Annotated in this window: 13 protein-coding genes; 10 read left to right on the top strand and 3 right to left on the bottom strand. The window is 70.5% G+C overall.

The window, feature by feature from the left end:
* The first annotated feature begins 252 nt into the window (after positions 1–252).
* On the top strand, positions 253–3,297 hold the full coding sequence (gene uvrA, locus ACFVT5_RS23595) for an excinuclease ABC subunit UvrA (RefSeq protein WP_389891285.1): 3,045 nt from the start codon (positions 253–255) through the stop codon (positions 3,295–3,297).
* Positions 3,298–3,342: 45 nt separating this feature from the next.
* Here the strand turns inward: uvrA and ACFVT5_RS23590 are convergent, their stop codons facing one another.
* Together ACFVT5_RS23590 and ACFVT5_RS23585 are read right to left on the bottom strand one after the other, a co-directional pair.
* Complete coding sequence (locus tag ACFVT5_RS23590) at positions 3,343–4,290, bottom strand: carbohydrate kinase (protein ID WP_389891282.1); 948 nt, start codon at positions 4,288–4,290, stop codon at positions 3,343–3,345.
* Positions 4,287–5,372, bottom strand: a complete 1,086-nt coding sequence (locus ACFVT5_RS23585) for a LacI family DNA-binding transcriptional regulator (RefSeq protein ID WP_389891279.1) — start codon at positions 5,370–5,372, stop codon at positions 4,287–4,289. The genes ACFVT5_RS23590 and ACFVT5_RS23585 overlap by 4 nt, the downstream gene beginning before the upstream one ends.
* Positions 5,373–5,636: 264 nt before the next feature.
* Here ACFVT5_RS23585 and ACFVT5_RS23580 point away from each other — a divergent pair, with 264 nt between their 5' ends.
* Positions 5,637–6,062: a Rieske (2Fe-2S) protein gene (locus ACFVT5_RS23580; RefSeq protein ID WP_389891276.1), complete on the top strand. Its 426-nt coding sequence runs from the start codon at positions 5,637–5,639 to the stop codon at positions 6,060–6,062.
* A gap of 11 nt (positions 6,063–6,073) precedes the next feature.
* On the opposite strand, the gene ACFVT5_RS23575 is transcribed toward ACFVT5_RS23580, so the two are convergent.
* Positions 6,074–7,021: a hypothetical protein gene (locus ACFVT5_RS23575; protein WP_389891273.1), complete on the bottom strand. Its 948-nt coding sequence runs from the start codon at positions 7,019–7,021 to the stop codon at positions 6,074–6,076.
* Between the two features lie 227 nt (positions 7,022–7,248).
* On the opposite strand from ACFVT5_RS23575, the gene ACFVT5_RS23570 reads away from it, so the two are divergent.
* From ACFVT5_RS23570 to gap, 8 genes are all read left to right on the top strand, one after another.
* Positions 7,249–7,914: a papain-like cysteine protease family protein gene (locus ACFVT5_RS23570; protein ID WP_389891270.1), complete on the top strand. Its 666-nt coding sequence runs from the start codon at positions 7,249–7,251 to the stop codon at positions 7,912–7,914.
* Between the two features lie 17 nt (positions 7,915–7,931).
* The gene (locus ACFVT5_RS23565) at positions 7,932–8,738 is read left to right on the top strand and encodes a hypothetical protein (protein ID WP_389891930.1); all 807 of its coding nucleotides are present in this window, start codon (positions 7,932–7,934) and stop codon (positions 8,736–8,738) included.
* 262 nt (positions 8,739–9,000) lie between these two features.
* A complete protein-coding gene (uvrC, locus tag ACFVT5_RS23560; protein WP_389891267.1) occupies positions 9,001–11,013 on the top strand; it encodes an excinuclease ABC subunit UvrC in 2,013 nt (670 codons plus the stop codon).
* Positions 11,010–12,035 carry an RNase adapter RapZ gene (gene rapZ, locus ACFVT5_RS23555; RefSeq protein ID WP_389891263.1) on the top strand — a complete coding sequence of 342 codons (1,026 nt, stop codon included), beginning with the start codon at positions 11,010–11,012 and terminating at the stop codon, positions 12,033–12,035. Before uvrC ends, rapZ begins: the two co-directional genes overlap by 4 nt.
* Positions 12,032–13,093 carry a uridine diphosphate-N-acetylglucosamine-binding protein YvcK gene (gene yvcK / locus ACFVT5_RS23550; RefSeq protein ID WP_389891260.1) on the top strand — a complete coding sequence of 354 codons (1,062 nt, stop codon included), beginning with the start codon at positions 12,032–12,034 and terminating at the stop codon, positions 13,091–13,093. Before rapZ ends, yvcK begins: the two co-directional genes overlap by 4 nt.
* Positions 13,084–14,073, top strand: coding sequence for a DNA-binding protein WhiA (gene whiA, locus ACFVT5_RS23545; protein WP_389891257.1), 990 nt, complete (start codon positions 13,084–13,086; stop codon positions 14,071–14,073). The genes yvcK and whiA overlap by 10 nt, the downstream gene beginning before the upstream one ends.
* Before the next feature lie 167 nt (positions 14,074–14,240).
* Positions 14,241–17,189, top strand: coding sequence for a M14 family zinc carboxypeptidase (locus ACFVT5_RS23540; RefSeq protein WP_389891254.1), 2,949 nt, complete (start codon positions 14,241–14,243; stop codon positions 17,187–17,189).
* 253 nt (positions 17,190–17,442) lie between these two features.
* Positions 17,443–18,453, top strand: a complete 1,011-nt coding sequence (gene gap, locus ACFVT5_RS23535) for a type I glyceraldehyde-3-phosphate dehydrogenase (RefSeq protein WP_389891251.1) — start codon at positions 17,443–17,445, stop codon at positions 18,451–18,453.
* The last annotated feature ends 56 nt before the right edge of the window (positions 18,454–18,509 follow it).

Raw genomic sequence — 18,509 nt, 5'->3', positions numbered from 1 at the left:
CGCCACACGTTCGGGTGAAGGTGGCACCTCGCCCCCTCAAATCGAATGCACGTGCTATAAGCTCGGTCGAGGCATCGGGCATCCTTGGTAGTCCGGGATTGAATGAACCGGATCCCGCCAACCACACAATCCTGTCCACCGCTGACGGCGGCCCCCCATAGTCTGAACAGACGACTCCGAAAGCCTGACCGGACGAGTCTGAAAGACGGGGGCCCCGCCCCCTCGCTTCACTCAAGAAAGGTGCGGACCGGCGTGGCCGACCGTCTCATCGTCCGTGGCGCGCGCGAGCACAACCTCAAGAACGTCTCGCTCGACCTCCCGCGTGACTCGCTCATCGTCTTCACGGGTCTGTCCGGGTCGGGCAAGTCCTCGCTCGCGTTCGACACGATCTTCGCCGAGGGGCAGCGGCGCTACGTCGAGTCGCTCTCCTCGTACGCCCGGCAGTTCCTCGGTCAGATGGACAAGCCGGACGTCGACTTCATCGAGGGACTGTCCCCGGCGGTCTCCATCGACCAGAAGTCCACCTCGCGCAACCCGCGCTCGACGGTCGGGACCATCACCGAGGTCTACGACTATCTGCGGCTGCTCTTCGCGCGGATCGGCAAGCCGCACTGCCCCGAGTGCGGGCGCCCCATCACCCGGCAGTCGCCGCAGGCCATTGTCGACAGGGTCCTGGAGCTGCCCGAGGGCAGCCGCTTCCAGGTCCTTTCGCCGCTGGTGCGGGAGCGCAAGGGAGAGTTCGTCGACCTGTTCGCCGACCTCCAGACCAAGGGCTACAGCCGCGCGCGGGTCGACGGCGAGACCGTCCAGCTCACGGAGCCGCCGACGCTGAAGAAGCAGGAGAAGCACACCATCGAGGTGGTCGTCGACCGCCTCACCGTCAAGGACGGCGCCAAGCGCCGGCTCACCGACTCCGTGGAGACCGCGCTCGGCCTCTCCGGCGGCATGGTGGTCCTGGACTTCGTGGACCTCCCCGAGGACGACCCCGAGCGCGAGCGGATGTACTCGGAGCACCTGTACTGCCCGTACGACGATCTGTCGTTCGAGGAGCTGGAGCCGAGGTCCTTCTCGTTCAACTCGCCCTTCGGCGCCTGCCCGGACTGCACCGGCATCGGCACCCGCATGGAGGTCGACCCCGAGCTGATCGTCCCGGACGAGGACAAGTCCCTGGACGAGGGCGCCATCCACCCCTGGTCGCACGGACACACCAAGGAGTACTTCGGGCGGCTCGTCGGGGCGCTCGCGGACGCGTTGGGCTTCCGGACCGACATTCCCTTCGCCGGGCTGCCGCAGCGCGCGAAGAAGGCCCTGCTGTATGGCCACAAGACACAGATCGAGGTGCGCTACCGCAACCGCTACGGCCGCGAGCGGGTGTACACCACACCGTTCGAGGGTGCCGTGCCGTTCGTGAAGCGGCGGCACAGCGAGGCCGAGAGCGACGCCAGCAGGGAGCGCTTCGAGGGCTATATGCGCGAGGTGCCCTGCCCCACCTGTGAGGGCACCCGGCTCAAGCCGATCGTCCTGGCCGTCACGGTCATGGAGAAGTCCATCGCGGAGGTCTCCGCGATGTCGATCAGCGACTGCGCGGACTTCCTGGGCGCGATGAAGCTGGGCGCGCGCGACAAGAAGATCGCCGAGCGCGTCCTCAAGGAGGTCAACGAACGGCTGCGGTTCCTCGTGGACGTCGGCCTCGACTATCTGTCGCTCAACCGCGCGGCCGGCACCCTCTCCGGGGGCGAGGCGCAGCGCATCCGGCTCGCGACCCAGATCGGCTCGGGCCTGGTCGGCGTGCTGTACGTACTGGACGAGCCGTCCATCGGCCTGCACCAGCGCGACAACCACCGGCTGATCGAGACCCTGGTCCGGCTGCGTGACATGGGCAACACCCTCATTGTCGTGGAGCACGACGAGGACACCATCAAGGTCGCCGACTGGGTGGTCGACATCGGCCCCGGCGCCGGTGAGCACGGCGGCAAGGTCGTCCACAGCGGCACGTTGAAGGACCTCCTCACCAACAGCGAGTCGATCACCGGCACCTATCTGTCGGGCAAGAAGTCGATCCCGATGCCGGACATCCGCCGCCCGGTCGACCCCACCCGGCAGCTCACGGTGCACGGAGCGCGCGAGAACAACCTCCAGGACATCGACGTGTCGTTCCCGCTGGGCGTCCTCACGGCCGTCACCGGTGTCTCGGGCTCCGGCAAGTCGACCCTGGTCAACGACATCCTGTACACCCACCTGGCGCGCGAGCTGAACGGCGCCCGGAGCGTCCCGGGGCGCCACACGCGCGTGGACGGCGACGACCTGGTGGACAAGGTCGTGCACGTCGACCAGTCGCCCATCGGCCGGACCCCCCGCTCGAACCCGGCGACGTACACCGGAGTCTTCGACCATGTCCGCAAGCTGTTCGCGGAGACCACCGAGGCGAAGGTACGGGGCTATCAGCCGGGCCGGTTCTCCTTCAACGTGAAGGGCGGTCGCTGCGAGAACTGCTCAGGCGACGGCACGATCAAGATCGAGATGAACTTCCTGCCGGATGTGTACGTCCCGTGCGAGGTCTGCCACGGAGCGCGCTACAACCGGGAGACCTTGGACGTCCACTACAAGGGCAAGTCCATCGCCGAGGTCCTGGACATGCCCATCGAGGAAGCACTCGACTTCTTCGAGGCCGTGCCCGCCATCTCACGGCACCTGCGGACCCTCAACGACGTGGGTCTCGGGTATGTCCGGCTCGGCCAGTCCGCGCCGACCCTCTCCGGCGGTGAGGCCCAGCGCGTGAAGCTCGCCTCGGAGCTTCAGAAGCGTTCCACGGGCCGCACGGTGTACGTCCTGGACGAGCCCACCACGGGCCTGCACTTCGAGGACATCAGCAAGCTGATCACCGTGCTGTCGGGCCTCGTGGACAAGGGCAACACGGTCATCGTCATCGAGCACAACCTTGATGTGATCAAGACCGCCGACTGGGTCGTGGACATGGGCCCCGAGGGGGGCAACGGCGGTGGCCTGGTCATCGCCGAAGGCACCCCGGAGCGGGTCGCGGCGGTTCCGGCCAGCCACACCGGCAAGTTCCTGCGCGGGATCCTGATCCCGGAGGGCATCAGCGACGCGGAGGTGCCCCCGGCGCGCCGGAGGGCCACCAAGAAGACCGCGGCGAAGGCGACCCCGGCCAGGACGGTCGCGGCGGCCAAGGTCAACTCCGTGAGCAATGTGGCCAAGGCGAACGCCGTCACCAAGAAGACGGCGGCCACGAAGCAGGCGGGCGCGGCGAAGAAGGCGACGCGGGCGCGGAAGGCTTGAGCCGCGTGTGAGGGGCGGTCGTCTTCGGACGGCCGCCCCACCTCGTCACCCGGAAGCCTCCCCGGATCCCTGCGGAGCCTTCCCGGATCCCTCCAACTCCCACGCGTACGGCGGTTGCGCGCCCGGACGGGAGCAGGTCAGGGCCGCCGCGCGGGCCGCGTACCCGAGGATGTCCCGCCACTCCGGCTCACCCAGCGCGGCCACCGCCGGTACCGACAGCGCGTCGTGCGCCGCCAGCCGGTGCAGCAGCGCCGCGTTCACCGTGTCGCCCGCGCCGATCGTGTCGACCACCTCGACCCGCTCGCCCGGCACCGCGAACTCCGCGCCGTCCCGGGTGAGTACGGACAGCCCGTCGCCACCGCGCGTCAGCACGACCGCAGCGGGACCCGCCGCCGGCCACTCCTTGGGGGAGCCGCCCAGCCAGGCGGCGTCCTCCACCGACAGCTTCACCAGCCCGACGGACGGCAGCCAGGACCGGAAACGGGCACGGTACGCGTCCGGGTCCGCGATCAGACTGGTGCGGATGTTCGGATCCAGGGTGGTGAACACGCCCTGCGCCGACGCGGTCCGCATCAGCTCCTCGTACGCGCTCGCGCCCGGTTCGAGGATCAGCGAACAGGTGCCGAACGACACCGCCCGCGTCCCCTCCGGAAGCCGATCGGGCGCCCTGAACAGGCGGTCCGCCGTGCCCTCCACATAGAAGGAGAACGCGGCGGAACCATCGGCTCCGAGCGTGGCCAGGGCGAGCGTCGTCGGCTCCGGTCCGCGCTGCACCGACGTCACATCCACAGCCGCGTCCCGCAGCCCCGCCAGCAGGGAGTCACCGAACGCGTCGTCGGACACCCGGGAGCAGAAGGCCGTGGGGGAGCCCAACCGGCCCAGCGCCACAGCCGTGTTGTACGGACCGCCACCGAGCCGCGGGGACAGCGGCGCCAGCGCACCCACCCCCTCGGGCACCAGATCGATCAGGGCCTCTCCGGCGACGACGATCACGACATGGTTCCCTTCTCGGCGGCGTTCGGTGTGACGGGCCAGTGGCGCGGGGCGCCGGAATCCGGGGTGCCGCGAGGGCGCGGGACCTCCGGGCACCCGCATGACGTGCGGTGGATCAGGGTGCACGGCAGTCGTACGGTCCGCGGTGGCGCGCCGGGCGACGCCAGCCGTTCGAGCAGCAGCCGTACGGCGGTCTCGCCGATCTCCCGGCTCGGCTGGGCCACCGCCGTCAGCCGGGGCGAGAACAGGTCCGCCCATGAGAAGTCGTCGAAGCAGACCAGGGCCAGGTCCTCCGGCACCCGAAGCCCCCTGTCCCGCAGCGCGCGCAGGGCACCGATGGTCATCGCGTTGTTCGCGGTCACCAGGGCGGTCGGCGGCGCCGGCACCGACAGCAGCGTCCGGGTCGCCCGCTCGGCGGCCCCCGCCTCGGAATGCCCGCTCGCCACCAGGTCTTCGCGGTACGCGAGCCCGGCGCCCGCCAGACCCGTGCTGTACCCGGTGATCCGCTCGGACGTGGTGCTCAGCCCCGGTAGCCCCGCGACCAGCCCGATCCTGCGGTGTCCGAGGCCCGCCAGATGCCTCACCAACTCGTCGACCCGCTCGCCGCCGGCCGCGCAGACCTGGTCGAAGGGGGCGTCGACGATCCGGTCCAGGAAGACCGTGGGCACCGCACGGCTCCGTACGTACTCGACCAGGCCCGAGGGTTCGGCGGACGGTGCGACGATCAGGCCGTCGACGCGGCGCTCGTGCAGCAGCCGGACCACCTCGCGCTCATGTGCCGGGTCGTCGTGCGGGTCCGCGATCAGCAGGCTGTACCCCTGCTCCAGGGCCCGGGACTCGACGCCTTGCAGGATCTCCGTGAAGTACGGGTTGCTGATCGCCGACACCGCGAGACCGATCGAGCGGGTCCGTGCCGTCACCAGCGAACGCGCGAGTGTGTTGTGCGTGTAGCCCAGTTCGTCGATCGCGTCGAGCACCGCCCTGCGGGTGTCGGGGAGCACCGTCCGCGTCGCGTTCAGCACATGCGACACCGTCGCCGTCGACACCCCGGCGCGCCGCGCCACATCGACCATCGTCGCCATCCCAACCCCTCCCGCCCACCCGGTCCTTGCCCCTGCCCTTGCCCGCGCACGCCGGAAGCTATCCCATTTCACGGGAGACGTAAACGCTTACGTAAGCGTTTACGTCACCCGCGGGCGTCCGCGCTCACATACGCCGCCCACCCGCCACCCCCGGCCCGCCCGGCGCGATCCCTGCCGGTATCGTCGGCACGGAAGAGACCAGCCCTCGGCGCCCGTGTGCGCGTCATCGGGCGACGCAGAACCCGCAGAACCCGTGGAGACGCCATGTCAGGCCGCCCGATCCCCAGCCGTCGCACCGTGCTGCGCGGGGCCGCCGTCGCCCCCGTCGCCTGCCTGGGCCTTACCGCCTGCTCGACCGATTCCGGCCGCGCGACCTCCGCGGCACCCACCGTGCCGGTCGAGCTGGGATCCGCCGGGGAGGTCCCCAAGGGCGCCACCAAGCTGTTCACCGGCGAGCGGATCGTGGTCACGCACGCGGACGACGGGACCTACAAGGCGTTCAGCACGGTCTGTACGCACGCGCAATGCCCCATCAACACGCTGGAGGGCACCGAGCTGATCTGCTCGTGCCACGGCAGCAAGTTCGACGCGACGACCGGACAGGTCCTGCACGATCCGGCGACCGTGCCGCTGCCCGAGGTGCCGGTCACCGTCAAGGGCGGCAAACTCGTCGCGGGCCCCGAGGCGTAGCCGGACCCGACCTAGTCCCAGTCCCAGCCGATCCCCAAAAGCCCGGCCCGTACCTGCTGTTCGACGAAGTGGACCGAGCGGTGCCGGCCGCTCAGGGTCAGTTCCCCGCGTCCGCTCCGGGGTGCCGCCGCCGAGTGCTGGGCGAAGCGGTGACAGCGCACGGGCAGCGCCTCGTCGGCGAAGCGCACCTGGAGCGCGTACTGCCCGCCCGCGAAACTGAACCCCCTTACGTACTCGCTGGACTGCCCCGCCGTACCGTCCTCAAAGGCGTACCGGAACAAATGCGTGTCCCCCGCGCGCAGGCGCGCGTCGAAGAGGAGTTCCGCGACCAGCACCCCCGTCTCGGAGTGCCACCGCACGCGCCCCGTACGACAGTTCTCCAGGGCGTGCACCGCGACCCGCTCCGGGGCGCAGCCCGGGTCGCCGTGGTGGATGGCCACATAGCGGTCGATGCCGTCCTTGTGCGCGCGCACGATGTGGTGCGACTCGCGCCCCAGCAACTCGCGGCAGGCCCCGATCCGTACCCGCTCGTGGTGGCCGACGGTGTGCAGGCCGCCGTCGAGCGGGGACTCCAGGTCCGCGAGCAGCCGCTCCAGGACACCCGACGCCTCCACCAGGGAGCGGTACGAGCGGGCGGGCGGCCGTTCCGCGCCGGGGCCGCCGCTCTGCAGCGCGAGCAGCCGGATCAAGGACTCCTCGGGCAGCCGCAGGATCTCCTCCAGGGCACGCACGGCCCGCAGCGACTCGGGGCGCTGCGGACGGCGGGCGCCCTGCTGCCAGTAACTCAGGCTGGTGATACCGACCTTGACGCCCTGTCGTTCGAGGTGGTGCTGGACGCGCTGGAGCGACAGACTGCGGGCGGCGATGGCGGCCCGCAGCGCGACATGGAACGGACCCGCGCTCAGGGCGGTGTCCAGCTCCACGGCCGGAGCGTCCATGGGGTGTGTGCCGTGCCGCATGCGGGGGCCTCTCTGTGAATGTTCACAACGGCTGGTCGGGCCGTCAGCGCCGGTAGCAGGGGTCAGGCAGGTCGGCGTACCCGGCTTGTTCACATCCGTACGCCGCCGTTCACTGCCCCAAGTCACCCCGCATTGAAGCGTGTTGACCTGCACTGGACAACACTTGATGCTCAACATCAGCGTCCGGACGCGCTCCTCCAGTCCCCACCCCACGCGGGAGGATCGCGATGCGCCACACCAGCACTACCCACGGCACCAGACGAGGCATCAGAACCCTTGCACGCACAGGTACGAGGACGGGCGTCTCACTGTTCACGGCAGCCGTCGCCGCGCTCAGCCTGATCGCCCTTCCCGGCACCGCGACAGCGGCCCCGGGCGTCACCGACGGGTCGGTCGGCACCACCGGCGCGGCGGCCACCAAGCGCCTGGACATCACCATGCAGGCGCAGCAGAAGACCAACTGGTGCTGGGCGGCGGCCGGCAACACCATCGCCGCCTGGTACGGCCGCGGCTACTCGCAGAACCAGTTCTGCAACGCCGCCTTCGGGCGCGCCCAGGGCGGCGACTGCCCCAACTCGCAGGCCAACCTGGCCAACGTCCAGACGGGCCTGAACTGGGCGGGCGTCAACCCGGGTTCCTACGTCACCGGATGGCTGCGCTACCCGACCGTACAGAGCGAGATCAACGCGAACCGGCCGATCGAGACCCGGATCCAGTGGTCCAGCGGCGGCGGTCACATGCATGTGCTGTACGGCTACGACGACGCCGACAGCTGGGTCTACTGGGGCGATCCATGGCCTTCGAACACGCGTTACAACTGGGCCTCTCACGCGTGGTACGTCGACAACAACACCTTCAGCTGGACCCACTCGCTGTACAGGATCGGGGCGTGAGAACCGTGAGACGCATGATGCGACGTATTCCGCGAGCCCTGCTCGCCGGCACCGCGGCGACCCTGGTGCTGGGCCTCGCCGCCTCGCAGGCCACCGCCGACGGCGCCCCCTCGGACGCCTCCCGCGCCGCCGCCCACCGGGTGGCCACCCAGCCCGCGACGCTCGACACGCTGGCCCGCTTCTTCGCGCGCGACGGCGCCCTCACGCGCGCGGCGGCCAAGCCCCGTATCGAGGGCGAGGCCGTGCCCGTGTACCACCTGTCGGCGGACTTCGTCGCGGGCCGCGAGGACGCCCCCGTCGCCGACCTGGAGTTCCTGGCCAGCGAGGCCGTCGCGTCCGACGGGCGCAAGGCGTCCCTGTGGACCGCGCGGCTGGACGGCGCCTGGCGGATCGTGAACATCGCGTCCGGCGACGACGAGACCCGGTACGCCGCCCTCGGCGAGCGAAAGCTGCCCGGCGGAACCGTCTTCCAGGAACCGCAGATCGACGCCTGGTACGTCCAACGGAACGCGCGCGTGGTGCCGCTCGACGAGGACGCGCGCCGGGCGATCGGCGCGAAGGCCATCACGCTCGACGCGTACCGTGAGCGGGTCCACCGCGCCTACGGCGACAAGCTCGCCGGATCGGCGTACGCGAAGTCCGGCAAGGCGGGCGGCTACGGCGCGTCCCCGCAGCAGCCCGCGTCGGCGACCCCGGAACCCGGGGACACCATGGGCGGTCCCGTCACCGTGGCCTCGGCGCTGGCCGGGCTCGGCGCGCTGGCCGCCCTGGCGCTGATAGGGGGCGCGGCGCTGCGACGCCGCCGAGGCACCACGGGCAGGTGACGCACGGGGCGCCCCCAGACGTATCCGCCTCACCGGTCGGAGGCGCCCCGGCCCGTATCGCATCCCGCGCGAAGGCGCGCCCACCCGCGCCCGACGGACCCCCGGCGGCCATCCCTCCCCAGCCCGGCCGCCGGGTGATCGCGACCGTGCCCCCGGCGGCCCCGGAACCCCGGGCGGCACGGTCACGCGGCCCGTGTCCGACCGCCGTGCACCGGCCTGCCCGGACCTCGCTCTGTCGGTGCGCGCCAGTAGGGTGTGAGGCATGGCAGACCCCTCCAGCTACCGCCCCAAGCCGGGACAGATCCCCGACTCGCCGGGGGTCTACAAGTTCCGTGACGAGTACCGGCGCGTGATCTACGTCGGCAAGGCCAAGAGCCTGCGCCAGCGCCTCGCCAGCTACTTCCAGGACCTGGCGAATCTGCACCCGCGCACGCGCACCATGGTGACCACCGCGGCCTCCGTGGAGTGGACCGTGGTGTCCACGGAGGTCGAGGCCCTTCAGCTGGAGTACTCCTGGATCAAGGAGTACGACCCCCGGTTCAACGTCAAGTACCGCGATGACAAGAGCTATCCGTATCTCGCCGTGACGATGAACGAGGAGTTCCCGCGCGTACAGGTGATGCGTGGACACAAACGCAAAGGCGTGCGCTACTTCGGCCCGTACGGACACGCGTGGGCGATCCGCGACACCGTCGACCTGCTGCTGCGGGTCTTCCCCGTACGGACCTGCTCCGCCGGGGTGTTCAAGAACGCCGCCAGGACCGGCCGCCCCTGCCTCCTCGGCTACATCGGCAAGTGCTCGGCGCCCTGTGTCTCCCGTGTCTCGGCCGAGGAACACCGCGAACTGGCCGAGGAGTTCTGCGACTTCATGGCCGGCCGTACGGGCACCTACATCCGCCGACTCGAACAGGGGATGAGGGAAGCCGCCGAGGAGATGGAGTACGAGCGGGCGGCCCGTCTGCGCGACGACATCGAGGCGCTGCGCAAGGCGATGGAGAAGAACGCCGTCGTGCTCGCGGACGCCACCGACGCCGACCTCATCGCGGTCGCCGAGGACGAGCTGGAAGCGGCCGTCCAGATCTTCCACGTCCGGGGCGGACGCGTGCGCGGTCAGCGCGGCTGGGTCACCGACAAGGTCGAGGCCGTCACCACCGGTGACCTCGTGGAGCACGCGCTCCAGCAGCTCTACGGCGAGGAGAGCGGCGACTCGGTGCCCAAGGAGGTGCTCGTCCCGGCGCTGCCCGACCCGGCCGAACCGGTCCAGGAATGGCTGACCGGGCGCCGAGGGTCGCATGTGTCCCTGCGGATCCCGCAGCGCGGCGACAAAAAGGCCCTCATGGAGACCGTCGCGCGCAACGCCCAGCAGTCACTCGTCCTGCACAAGACCAGGCGGGCGTCCGACCTCACCACGCGCTCGCGCGCGCTGGAGGAGATCGCCGCCGCACTCGACCTGGACAGCGCACCGCTGCGGATCGAGTGCTACGACATCTCGCACCTCCAGGGCGACGACGTCGTCGCGTCGATGGTCGTCTTCGAGGACGGCCTCGCGCGCAAGAGCGAGTACCGCCGCTTCCAGATCAAGGGCTTCGAGGGCCAGGACGACGTCCGGTCCATGCACGAGGTGATCACGCGCCGCTTCAAGCGCTACCTCGCCGAGCAGGAGAAGACGGGGGAGTGGGCGGGCGACGACGGCGCCGGCGGCCTCACGGACGACGACGGAAAGCCCCGGCGCTTCGCCTATCCGCCGCAGCTCGTCGTGGTCGACGGCGGGCAGCCGCAGGTCGCCGCCGCCCACCGGGCCCTGGACGAGCTGGGCATCGACGACATCGCCGTCTGCGGCCTCGCCAAGCGCCTCGAAGAGGTGTGGGTGCCGGACGAGGACGACCCGGTGGTCCTGCCGCGCTCCAGCGAGGGCCTGTATCTCCTCCAGCGCGTACGTGACGAGGCGCACCGCTTCGCCATCACCTACCAGCGCAGCAAGCGGGCCAAGCGCTTCCGGGCAGGGCCGCTCGATGACGTGCCCGGTCTGGGAGAGACCCGTAAACAGGCGCTGATCAAGCATTTCGGCTCGGTGAAGAAGCTGCGGTCCGCCACAATCGACGAGATCTGCGAGGTCCCCGGGATAGGTCGCAAAACGGCCGAGACGATCGCTGCGGCCTTCGCGCGGGCGGCGCCCGCCGCACCCGCCGTGAACACGGCGACCGGAGAGATCATTGAAGACGAGGAACCCGTGTCCGCGGGCGCCTCGGACCAGCGACGGGGGCAGGAGCCATGAACGAGCACGACGCGCACACCGCGCATGACGAACACACCGCGCATGACGAACACGAAGACCGCGACGCCCGCGCGGAGGGCGACACGGCGGCGGAGCCGGACGAGGGCGGAGCACAGGTGAGTACGGGCGCGACCGTCGAGGCCGCGGGGGTCCCCGAGGCGGCGATCCCCGAACTGGTGATCATCTCGGGCATGTCGGGCGCCGGACGGTCCACGGCCGCCAAGTGTCTGGAGGACCTCGGCTGGTTCGTCGTGGACAACCTGCCGCCCGCGCTGATCCCCACCATGGTGGAGCTGGGCGCCCGCTCGCAGGGCAATGTCGCCCGGATCGCGGTCGTCGTGGACGTCCGGGGCCGCCGCTTCTTCGACAACCTGCGCGAATCCCTCGCCGACCTGGAGACCAAGGGCGTCACCCGGCGCATCGTCTTCCTGGAGTCCTCCGACGAGGCGCTCGTACGCCGTTTCGAGTCGGTCCGCCGCCCGCACCCCCTCCAGGGCGACGGCCGTATCGTCGACGGCATCGCGGCCGAGCGGGAACTCCTGCGCGAACTGCGCGGCGACGCCGACCTGGTGATCGACACCTCCAGCCTCAACGTCCACGAGCTGCGCGCCAAGATGGACGCCCAGTTCGCCGGCGAGGAGGAGCCCGAGCTGCGGGCCACGGTGATGTCCTTCGGCTTCAAGTACGGCCTGCCCGTCGACGCCGACCTCGTGGTGGACATGCGCTTCCTGCCGAACCCGCACTGGGTGCCCGAACTGCGCCCGTTCACCGGTCTCAACGAGGAGGTGGCCGGCTATGTCTTCAACCAGCCGGGCGCCAAGGAGTTCCTCGACCGGTACGCGGAGCTGCTCCAGCTCATCGCCGCCGGGTACCGCCGCGAGGGCAAGCGCTATGTGACCATCGCCGTCGGCTGCACCGGCGGCAAGCACCGCTCCGTCGCCATGTCGGAGAAGCTCGCCGCGCGCCTCGCGGCGGAAGGCGTCGAGACCGTCGTCGTCCACCGGGACATGGGCCGCGAATGACCGCTCGCACGCTCCGGTTGAGCCGACTGGGCCGACTGCGCGGGACCACTACCGGCCATCCGGGTGAAAAGCCCGAGCGGGTCCGCCGCCGCGGCACCCAGCCGAAGGTCGTCGCGCTCGGCGGCGGCATGGGCCTGTCCGCGTCCCTCGCCGCGCTCCGCCGGATCACCGGAGACCTCACCGCCGTCGTCACGGTCGCCGACGACGGCGGCTCCAGCGGACGACTCCGCGACGAGCTGGGCGTACTGCCGCCCGGCGATCTCCGCAAGGCGCTGGCCGCGCTCTGCGGGGACGACGACTGGGGCCAGACCTGGGCCCGCGTCATCCAGCACCGCTTCCAGTCCCAGGGCGAGATGCACGGCCACGCCGTCGGCAACCTTTTGATCGTCGCCCTGTGGGAACAGCTCGGCGACCATGTACAGGCCCTTGACCTGGTCGGGAAGCTCCTCGGCGCGCACGGCAGGGTCCTGCCGATGTCCGCCGTACCGCTGGAGCTGGAGGCGCTCGTACGGGGTCATGACCTGGCCCGTCCGGACGACATCGACACGGTCCGCGGACAGGCCACCGTCGCGCTCACACCCGGCGAGGTGCAGTCCGTGCACCTGGTGCCGAACGACCCGCCGGCGGTCCCCGAGGCCGTCGCCGCGGTGCTCGACGCGGACTGGGTGGTGCTCGGACCGGGCTCCTGGTTCTCCTCGGTGATCCCGCATCTGCTGGTGCCGGAGCTGCGGGACGCGCTGGCCGGGACAAAGGCGCGCCGTGTCCTGTCACTGAACCTCGCCCCTCAACCGGGAGAAACCGAGGGGTTCTCCCCGCAGCGTCATTTGGAGGTTTTGGGACGACACGCCCCTAAACTCGCCCTGGACGTGGTGCTGGCCGACGAGGCAGCCGTGCCCGACCGGGAGTCGCTGACCGAGGCAGCCGAGCGGTTCGGTGCCGCGGTCGAGCTGGCCCCGGTGGCCCGGCCCGACGGCAGCCCGAGGCATGACCCGGAGCTGTTGGCCGCCGCGTACGACCGTATTTTTCGGATGCATGGAAGGATCGGCCCATGGCGATGACGGCAGCGGTGAAGGACGAGATCTCCCGGCTTCCCGTCACCCGGACCTGCTGCAGAAAGGCGGAGGTCTCGTCGATCCTGCGGTTCGCGGGCGGGCTGCATTTGGTGAGCGGACGCATCGTGATCGAGGCGGAGCTGGACACCGCGATGGCGGCGCGCCGGCTCAAGCGGGACATCCTGGAGATCTTCGGGCACAGCTCCGAGCTGATCGTGATGGCCCCGGGCGGACTGCGCCGGGGTTCCCGCTTCGTGGTCCGGGTCGTCGCGGGCGGCGACCAGCTGGCCCGCCAGACGGGCCTCGTGGACGGCCGTGGGCGCCCCATCAGGGGTCTGCCGCCGCAGGTGGTCTCGGGGGCCACCTGCGACGCCGAGGCGGCCTGGCGCGGGGCCTTCCTGGCGCACGGCTCGCTCACCGAGCCGGGCCGCTCGTCCTCGCTCGAAGTGACCTGCCCCGGACCGGAGGCGGCGCTCGCCCTGGTCGGCGCCGCTCGTCGGCTCTCGATCGCCGCGAAGGCCCGTGAGGTACGGGGCGTGGACCGGGTCGTCGTCCGCGACGGCGACGCGATCGGCGCGCTGCTGACCCGGCTCGGCGCGCACGAGTCGGTGCTGGCGTGGGAGGAGCGGCGGATGCGGCGCGAGGTGCGCGCCACCGCCAACCGGCTCGCCAACTTCGACGACGCCAATCTGCGCCGCTCGGCGCGCGCCGCCGTCGCCGCCGGCGCGCGCGTGCAGCGCGCCCTGGAGATCCTCGGCGAGGAGGTGCCGGAGCATCTCGCGGCGGCCGGACGGCTGCGTATGGAGCACAAGCAGGCATCCCTGGAGGAACTGGGCGCGCTCGCCGATCCGCCGCTGACCAAGGACGCGGTCGCCGGACGGATCCGCCGGCTGCTCGCGATGGCCGACAAGCGCGCGTCCGACCTGGGAATTCCGGGGACGGAGTCGAACCTGACCGAGGAGATGGCCGACAACCTGGTCGGCTGACCCTCTGCGGCCCCCCGTACCGGCCCCTCGTACACACCCGCAAAGGCAACCCCCCGCACCGGCACTTTCGCCCGGTGCGGGGGTGGTACGCCATATTGACATGATCATGAAGCGTCATGAGCCTGGCGTCTGCGCACACATGTGCCGGACAACAGCAAGGGGGGCTCATGAGACGAAGAGCGAGATCGATCCTCGCCGCGGGCGCGCTTCTCCTCGGCGGCATCGCCGCCGCACCACTGGCCCAGGCCACGACCCAGAAGGCGGCCGAGGATCCGGCCGCCGTCAAGGTCTTCGAGGCCGATGTCACCCGGGAGCAGATCCCGCTGCTCCTGAGGGCCGGGCAGGACGCCCACGAACTCAGCGCGCAGGCACCCGCCAAGGGCACCGCCCGCGTCGAGCTGTACCTCACCGACACCCAGGCCGCGAAACTGGAGCGGCAGGGCGTCGAGGTCACCGAACACACCGTCTCCGCGAAGACCGAGAAGAGGCTGAGCGCCGCCGGCGACGGCGTCTTCCGGCCGTACAGCGGCAAGGGCGGCCTCCAGGAGGAGATCGTCAAGACGGGACAGGCCCATCCCGACCTCACCAAGGTCGTCTCCATCGGCAAGACCGTGGGCGGTCAGGACATCCTCGCCCTCAAGCTGAGCAAGGGCGCCCGTACGTCCAAGGACGGCGCCAAGCCCTCCGTGCTCTACATGTCCAACCAGCACGCGCGCGAGTGGATCACCCCGGAGATGACCCGGCGGCTGATGCACTACTACCTCGACAACTACCGCAAGGACAGCCGGGTCAAGAAGCTCGTCGACTCCACCGAACTGTGGTTCGTGCTGTCCGCCAACCCCGACGGCTACGACTTCACGCACGCCTCCGACGCCAACCGCCAGTGGCGCAAGAACCTGCGGGACGTCGACGGCGACGGGCAGATCACCAGCGGCGACGGCGTCGACCTGAACCGCAACTTCGCCTACAAGTGGGGCTACGACAACGAGGGTTCGTCCCCCGAACCCGCGTCGGAGACCTACCGCGGCGCCTCACCCATGTCCGAGCCCGAGACCACGGCACTCGACCGGTTCCAGAAGCGCATCGGCTTCACCTACGGCATCAACTACCACTCCGCCGCCCAACTCCTGCTCTACGGCGTCGGGTGGCAGGTCGCGACCCCCACCCCCGACGACGTGCTCTACAAGGCACTCGCCGGCACCCCCGAGAAGCCCGCGATCCCCGGCTACCGCCCCCAGGTCTCGTCGGAGCTGTACACCACCAACGGCGAGGCCGACGGACAGGCGGGCAACGTCAACGGCATGGCGATGTTCACGCCCGAGATGTCGACGTGCCAGACCGTGTCCGCGCTCGACCCGAACGACGCCTGGGAGGCCCGCGACTGCGCCTCCGTCTTCACCTTCCCCGACGACGAGAAGCTGATCCAGGAGGAGTTCGAGAAGAACGTCCCCTTCGCGCTCGCCGTCGCCGAGACCGCGTCCCACCCGGACCAGCCCGTCTCGGTCCCCGGGATCGACGCCCCCGACTTCACGCCCGACACCTTTTCCACCTCCTACGCGCGCGAGGACGACCAGGAAGTCGCCGTGACGGCACGCAGGTCCGTACGCGACAAGGAGGTCGCCTACCGCGTCAACGGCGGCCGGGTCCAGCACGAGCGCCTCAAGGCGTGGAAGGGCGGCGAGACCTACGGAGGCGAGGACAACCTCTACTTCGACGAGTACCGCGCCGAGATTGAGCACGCGCGCGTGGGCGACAAGGTCGAGGTGTGGTTCATCGGCAGCGCCACGCGCGGGAAGACCGTCTCCAGTGAGCACTTCACCTACACGGTCGCCGCACGCCCCAAGGCGTCCGTCCTCGTCGTCGCCGAGGAGGGCGCGGCGGCCCAGCACGCCCAGGAGTACGTCGACGCCCTCAAGGACAACGGCCGCACCGCGGTCGTCTGGGACGTCGCCACGCAGGGCGTACCGCACCCCGGTGCCGTCCTGGCGCACTTCGGAGCCGTCGTCCACTACACGGGCGCCGGCGTCCCGGGAGCGGCCACCCAGCTCGCCCTGCGGGACTACCTCAACGAGGGCGGCAAGCTGATCGAGGCCGGCGAGCGGGCGGGCGGCAACGTCAACCTGGGCCGCGCCCTGTCGGACGATTTCGCGCAGTACTTCCTGGGCGCCTACGAACGCCTCTCCGCACCCGGTGCGGACGGCTTCGCGGGCGCGGGCGCGCTCGGCGGCGTCACCACCCCGCTGGCCGGTGCGACCGGCAACCCGCTCGACGCGGCGGGCCGCTACTCCGTCACCTCCGAGAGCCTGCCCGCGAAGGAGTTCCCGCAGTTCAGGAGCGCCGCCGGGGGCGGCTACCCGGCGCTCACCAACCCGTACGCGCCGTACGCGGGCCATGGCATGGCGTCCGCCGTCCACACCGACCAGGACTGGAAGCGGCTGACCCGGACCGTGGACCTCACCGGGGTCTCGGCGGCCGACGCGCCCCAGCTGCGGGCCGCCCTGAACTGGAACGTCGAGCCGGGCTACGACCACGGCCTCCTGGAGGCCCGTACCGCGGGCGCCGAGGACTGGACGACGCTCCCCGACCGGAACGGCGGCACCTCGACCACCGTCCCCGAGGAGTGCGGCGCCGGGTTCTTCATCAACGGCCACCCGTTCCTGCGCCACTATCTGACGCAGACCACGGACGGCTGCACCGCCACCGGTACCAGCGGCGCCTGGAACAGCTTCACGGGCTCCTCCGGCGGCTGGAAGCAGGTCTCCTTCGACCTGAGCGCCTACGCGGGCAAGAAGGTCGAACTGTCCCTGAGCTATGTCACCGACCCGTCCAGCGGAGGCCGCGGCCTCTTCGCCGACGAGGTACAGCTGGTCGTCGGCGGCGCGGTCAAGGACACCGAGGGCTTCGAGGCGTCGCTCGGCGCCTGGACCGCCACCCCGCCACCGGCCGGCAGCCCCCGCGCGAGCGGCGCCTGGGCGCGCACCGGCGAGCTGTACCGGACCTACGCGGCGGTCACCACGCGTGACACCGTCCTGCTCGGCTTCGGGTTCGAGCACGTGCCCGGCGCCAAGGAGCGGGCGAAGCTCATGGGCAAGGCACTGGCGTCCCTGAAGCGCTGATCCGCACGTACGCGCGCGTGGGGGCACGCATGAGCACACGTGCCCCCACGCGTGAGGACCCCAGGTCCCCGGGCCCGTACCGCTACTCAGCGGTACGGGCCCGCGTGCCGCTCCCGCGCCGGTGCTTCGGCGCGGAAGGGCACGCTGGATGTCACCGCGGGCGCCCCGGGGAGGTAGGGTCGGAGGCGGTCGGGGACATCCCATACAACTCGCCGGCGTCGAAAGCCGGCGTACCTAACGAGGAGATCGGTTCGTGACGATCCGCGTAGGCATCAACGGCTTTGGCCGCATCGGTCGTAACTACTTCCGCGCGCTGCTGGAGCAGGGTGCAGACATCGAGATCGTGGCTGTCAACGACCTGGGTGACACTGCGACCACGGCCCACTTGCTGAAGTACGACACCATCCTGGGCCGCCTCAAGGCCGAGGTGACCCACACCGCCGACACCATCACCGTCGACGGCCACACCATCAAGGTGCTCTCCGAGCGCAACCCCGCCGACATCCCGTGGGGCGAGCTGGGGGTCGACGTCGTCATCGAGTCGACCGGCATCTTCACCAAGAAGTCCGACGCCGAGAAGCACATCGCCGGCGGCGCCAAGAAGGTCCTCATCTCGGCTCCGGCCAAGGACGAGGACATCACCATCGTGATGGGCGTCAACCAGGACAAGTACGACCCGGCGAACCACCACGTCATCTCGAACGCGTCCTGCACCACCAACTGTGTGGCGCCGATGGCCAAGGTTCTCGACGAGAACTTCGGCATCGTCAAGGGCCTGATGACGACGGTCCACGCCTACACCAACGACCAGCGCATCCTGGACTTCCCGCACAAGGACCTGCGCCGCGCCCGCGCCGCCGCGGAGAACATCATCCCGACCACCACGGGTGCCGCCAAGGCCACCGCGCTGGTCCTCCCGCAGCTCAAGGGCAAGCTGGACGGCATCGCCATGCGCGTGCCGGTCCCGACCGGTTCGGCCACCGACCTGGTCGTGACGCTCCAGCGCGAGGTCACCAAGGACGAGGTCAACGCCGCGTTCAAGAAGGCGGCCGACGACGGCGACCTCAAGGGCTACCTGGTCTACACCGAGGACGAGATCGTGTCGTCGGACATCGTCAGCGACCCGGCCTCCTGCACCTTCGACGCCTCCCTGACCATGGTTCAGGACGGCAACACGGTGAAGATCCTCGGCTGGTACGACAACGAGTGGGGCTACTCCAACCGCCTCGTCGACCTCACCGTCTTCGTCGGCGAGCAGCTCTGAATCCGTAGAGCCGATACGGCAGGCAACTCCATGTGGGTCACAGGGCTCGGGCTGGC

The organism is Streptomyces sp. NPDC058001, from assembly GCF_042886315.1.
In the GTDB taxonomy this organism is placed as follows: Bacteria; Actinomycetota; Actinomycetes; order Streptomycetales; family Streptomycetaceae; genus Streptomyces.
The sequence above is the reverse complement of the archived record's forward strand: the minus strand, read 5'-3'. Positions and strand labels throughout refer to the sequence as shown.

Excerpts from the sequence above, each read along its gene's own strand:
- ACFVT5_RS23585 (WP_389891279.1), bottom strand. The coding sequence starts at position 5,372 with ATGGCGACGATGGTCGATGTGGCGCGGCGCGCCGGGGTGTCGACGGCG.
- ACFVT5_RS23580 (WP_389891276.1), top strand. The coding sequence starts at position 5,637 with ATGTCAGGCCGCCCGATCCCCAGCCGTCGCACCGTGCTGCGCGGGGCC.
- ACFVT5_RS23575 (WP_389891273.1), bottom strand. The coding sequence starts at position 7,021 with ATGCGGCACGGCACACACCCCATGGACGCTCCGGCCGTGGAGCTGGAC.
- ACFVT5_RS23570 (WP_389891270.1), top strand. The coding sequence starts at position 7,249 with ATGCGCCACACCAGCACTACCCACGGCACCAGACGAGGCATCAGAACC.
- ACFVT5_RS23565 (WP_389891930.1), top strand. The coding sequence starts at position 7,932 with ATGCGACGTATTCCGCGAGCCCTGCTCGCCGGCACCGCGGCGACCCTG.
- uvrC (WP_389891267.1), top strand. The coding sequence starts at position 9,001 with ATGGCAGACCCCTCCAGCTACCGCCCCAAGCCGGGACAGATCCCCGAC.
- rapZ (WP_389891263.1), top strand. The coding sequence starts at position 11,010 with ATGAACGAGCACGACGCGCACACCGCGCATGACGAACACACCGCGCAT.
- yvcK (WP_389891260.1), top strand. The coding sequence starts at position 12,032 with ATGACCGCTCGCACGCTCCGGTTGAGCCGACTGGGCCGACTGCGCGGG.
- whiA (WP_389891257.1), top strand. The coding sequence starts at position 13,084 with ATGGCGATGACGGCAGCGGTGAAGGACGAGATCTCCCGGCTTCCCGTC.
- ACFVT5_RS23540 (WP_389891254.1), top strand. The coding sequence starts at position 14,241 with ATGAGACGAAGAGCGAGATCGATCCTCGCCGCGGGCGCGCTTCTCCTC.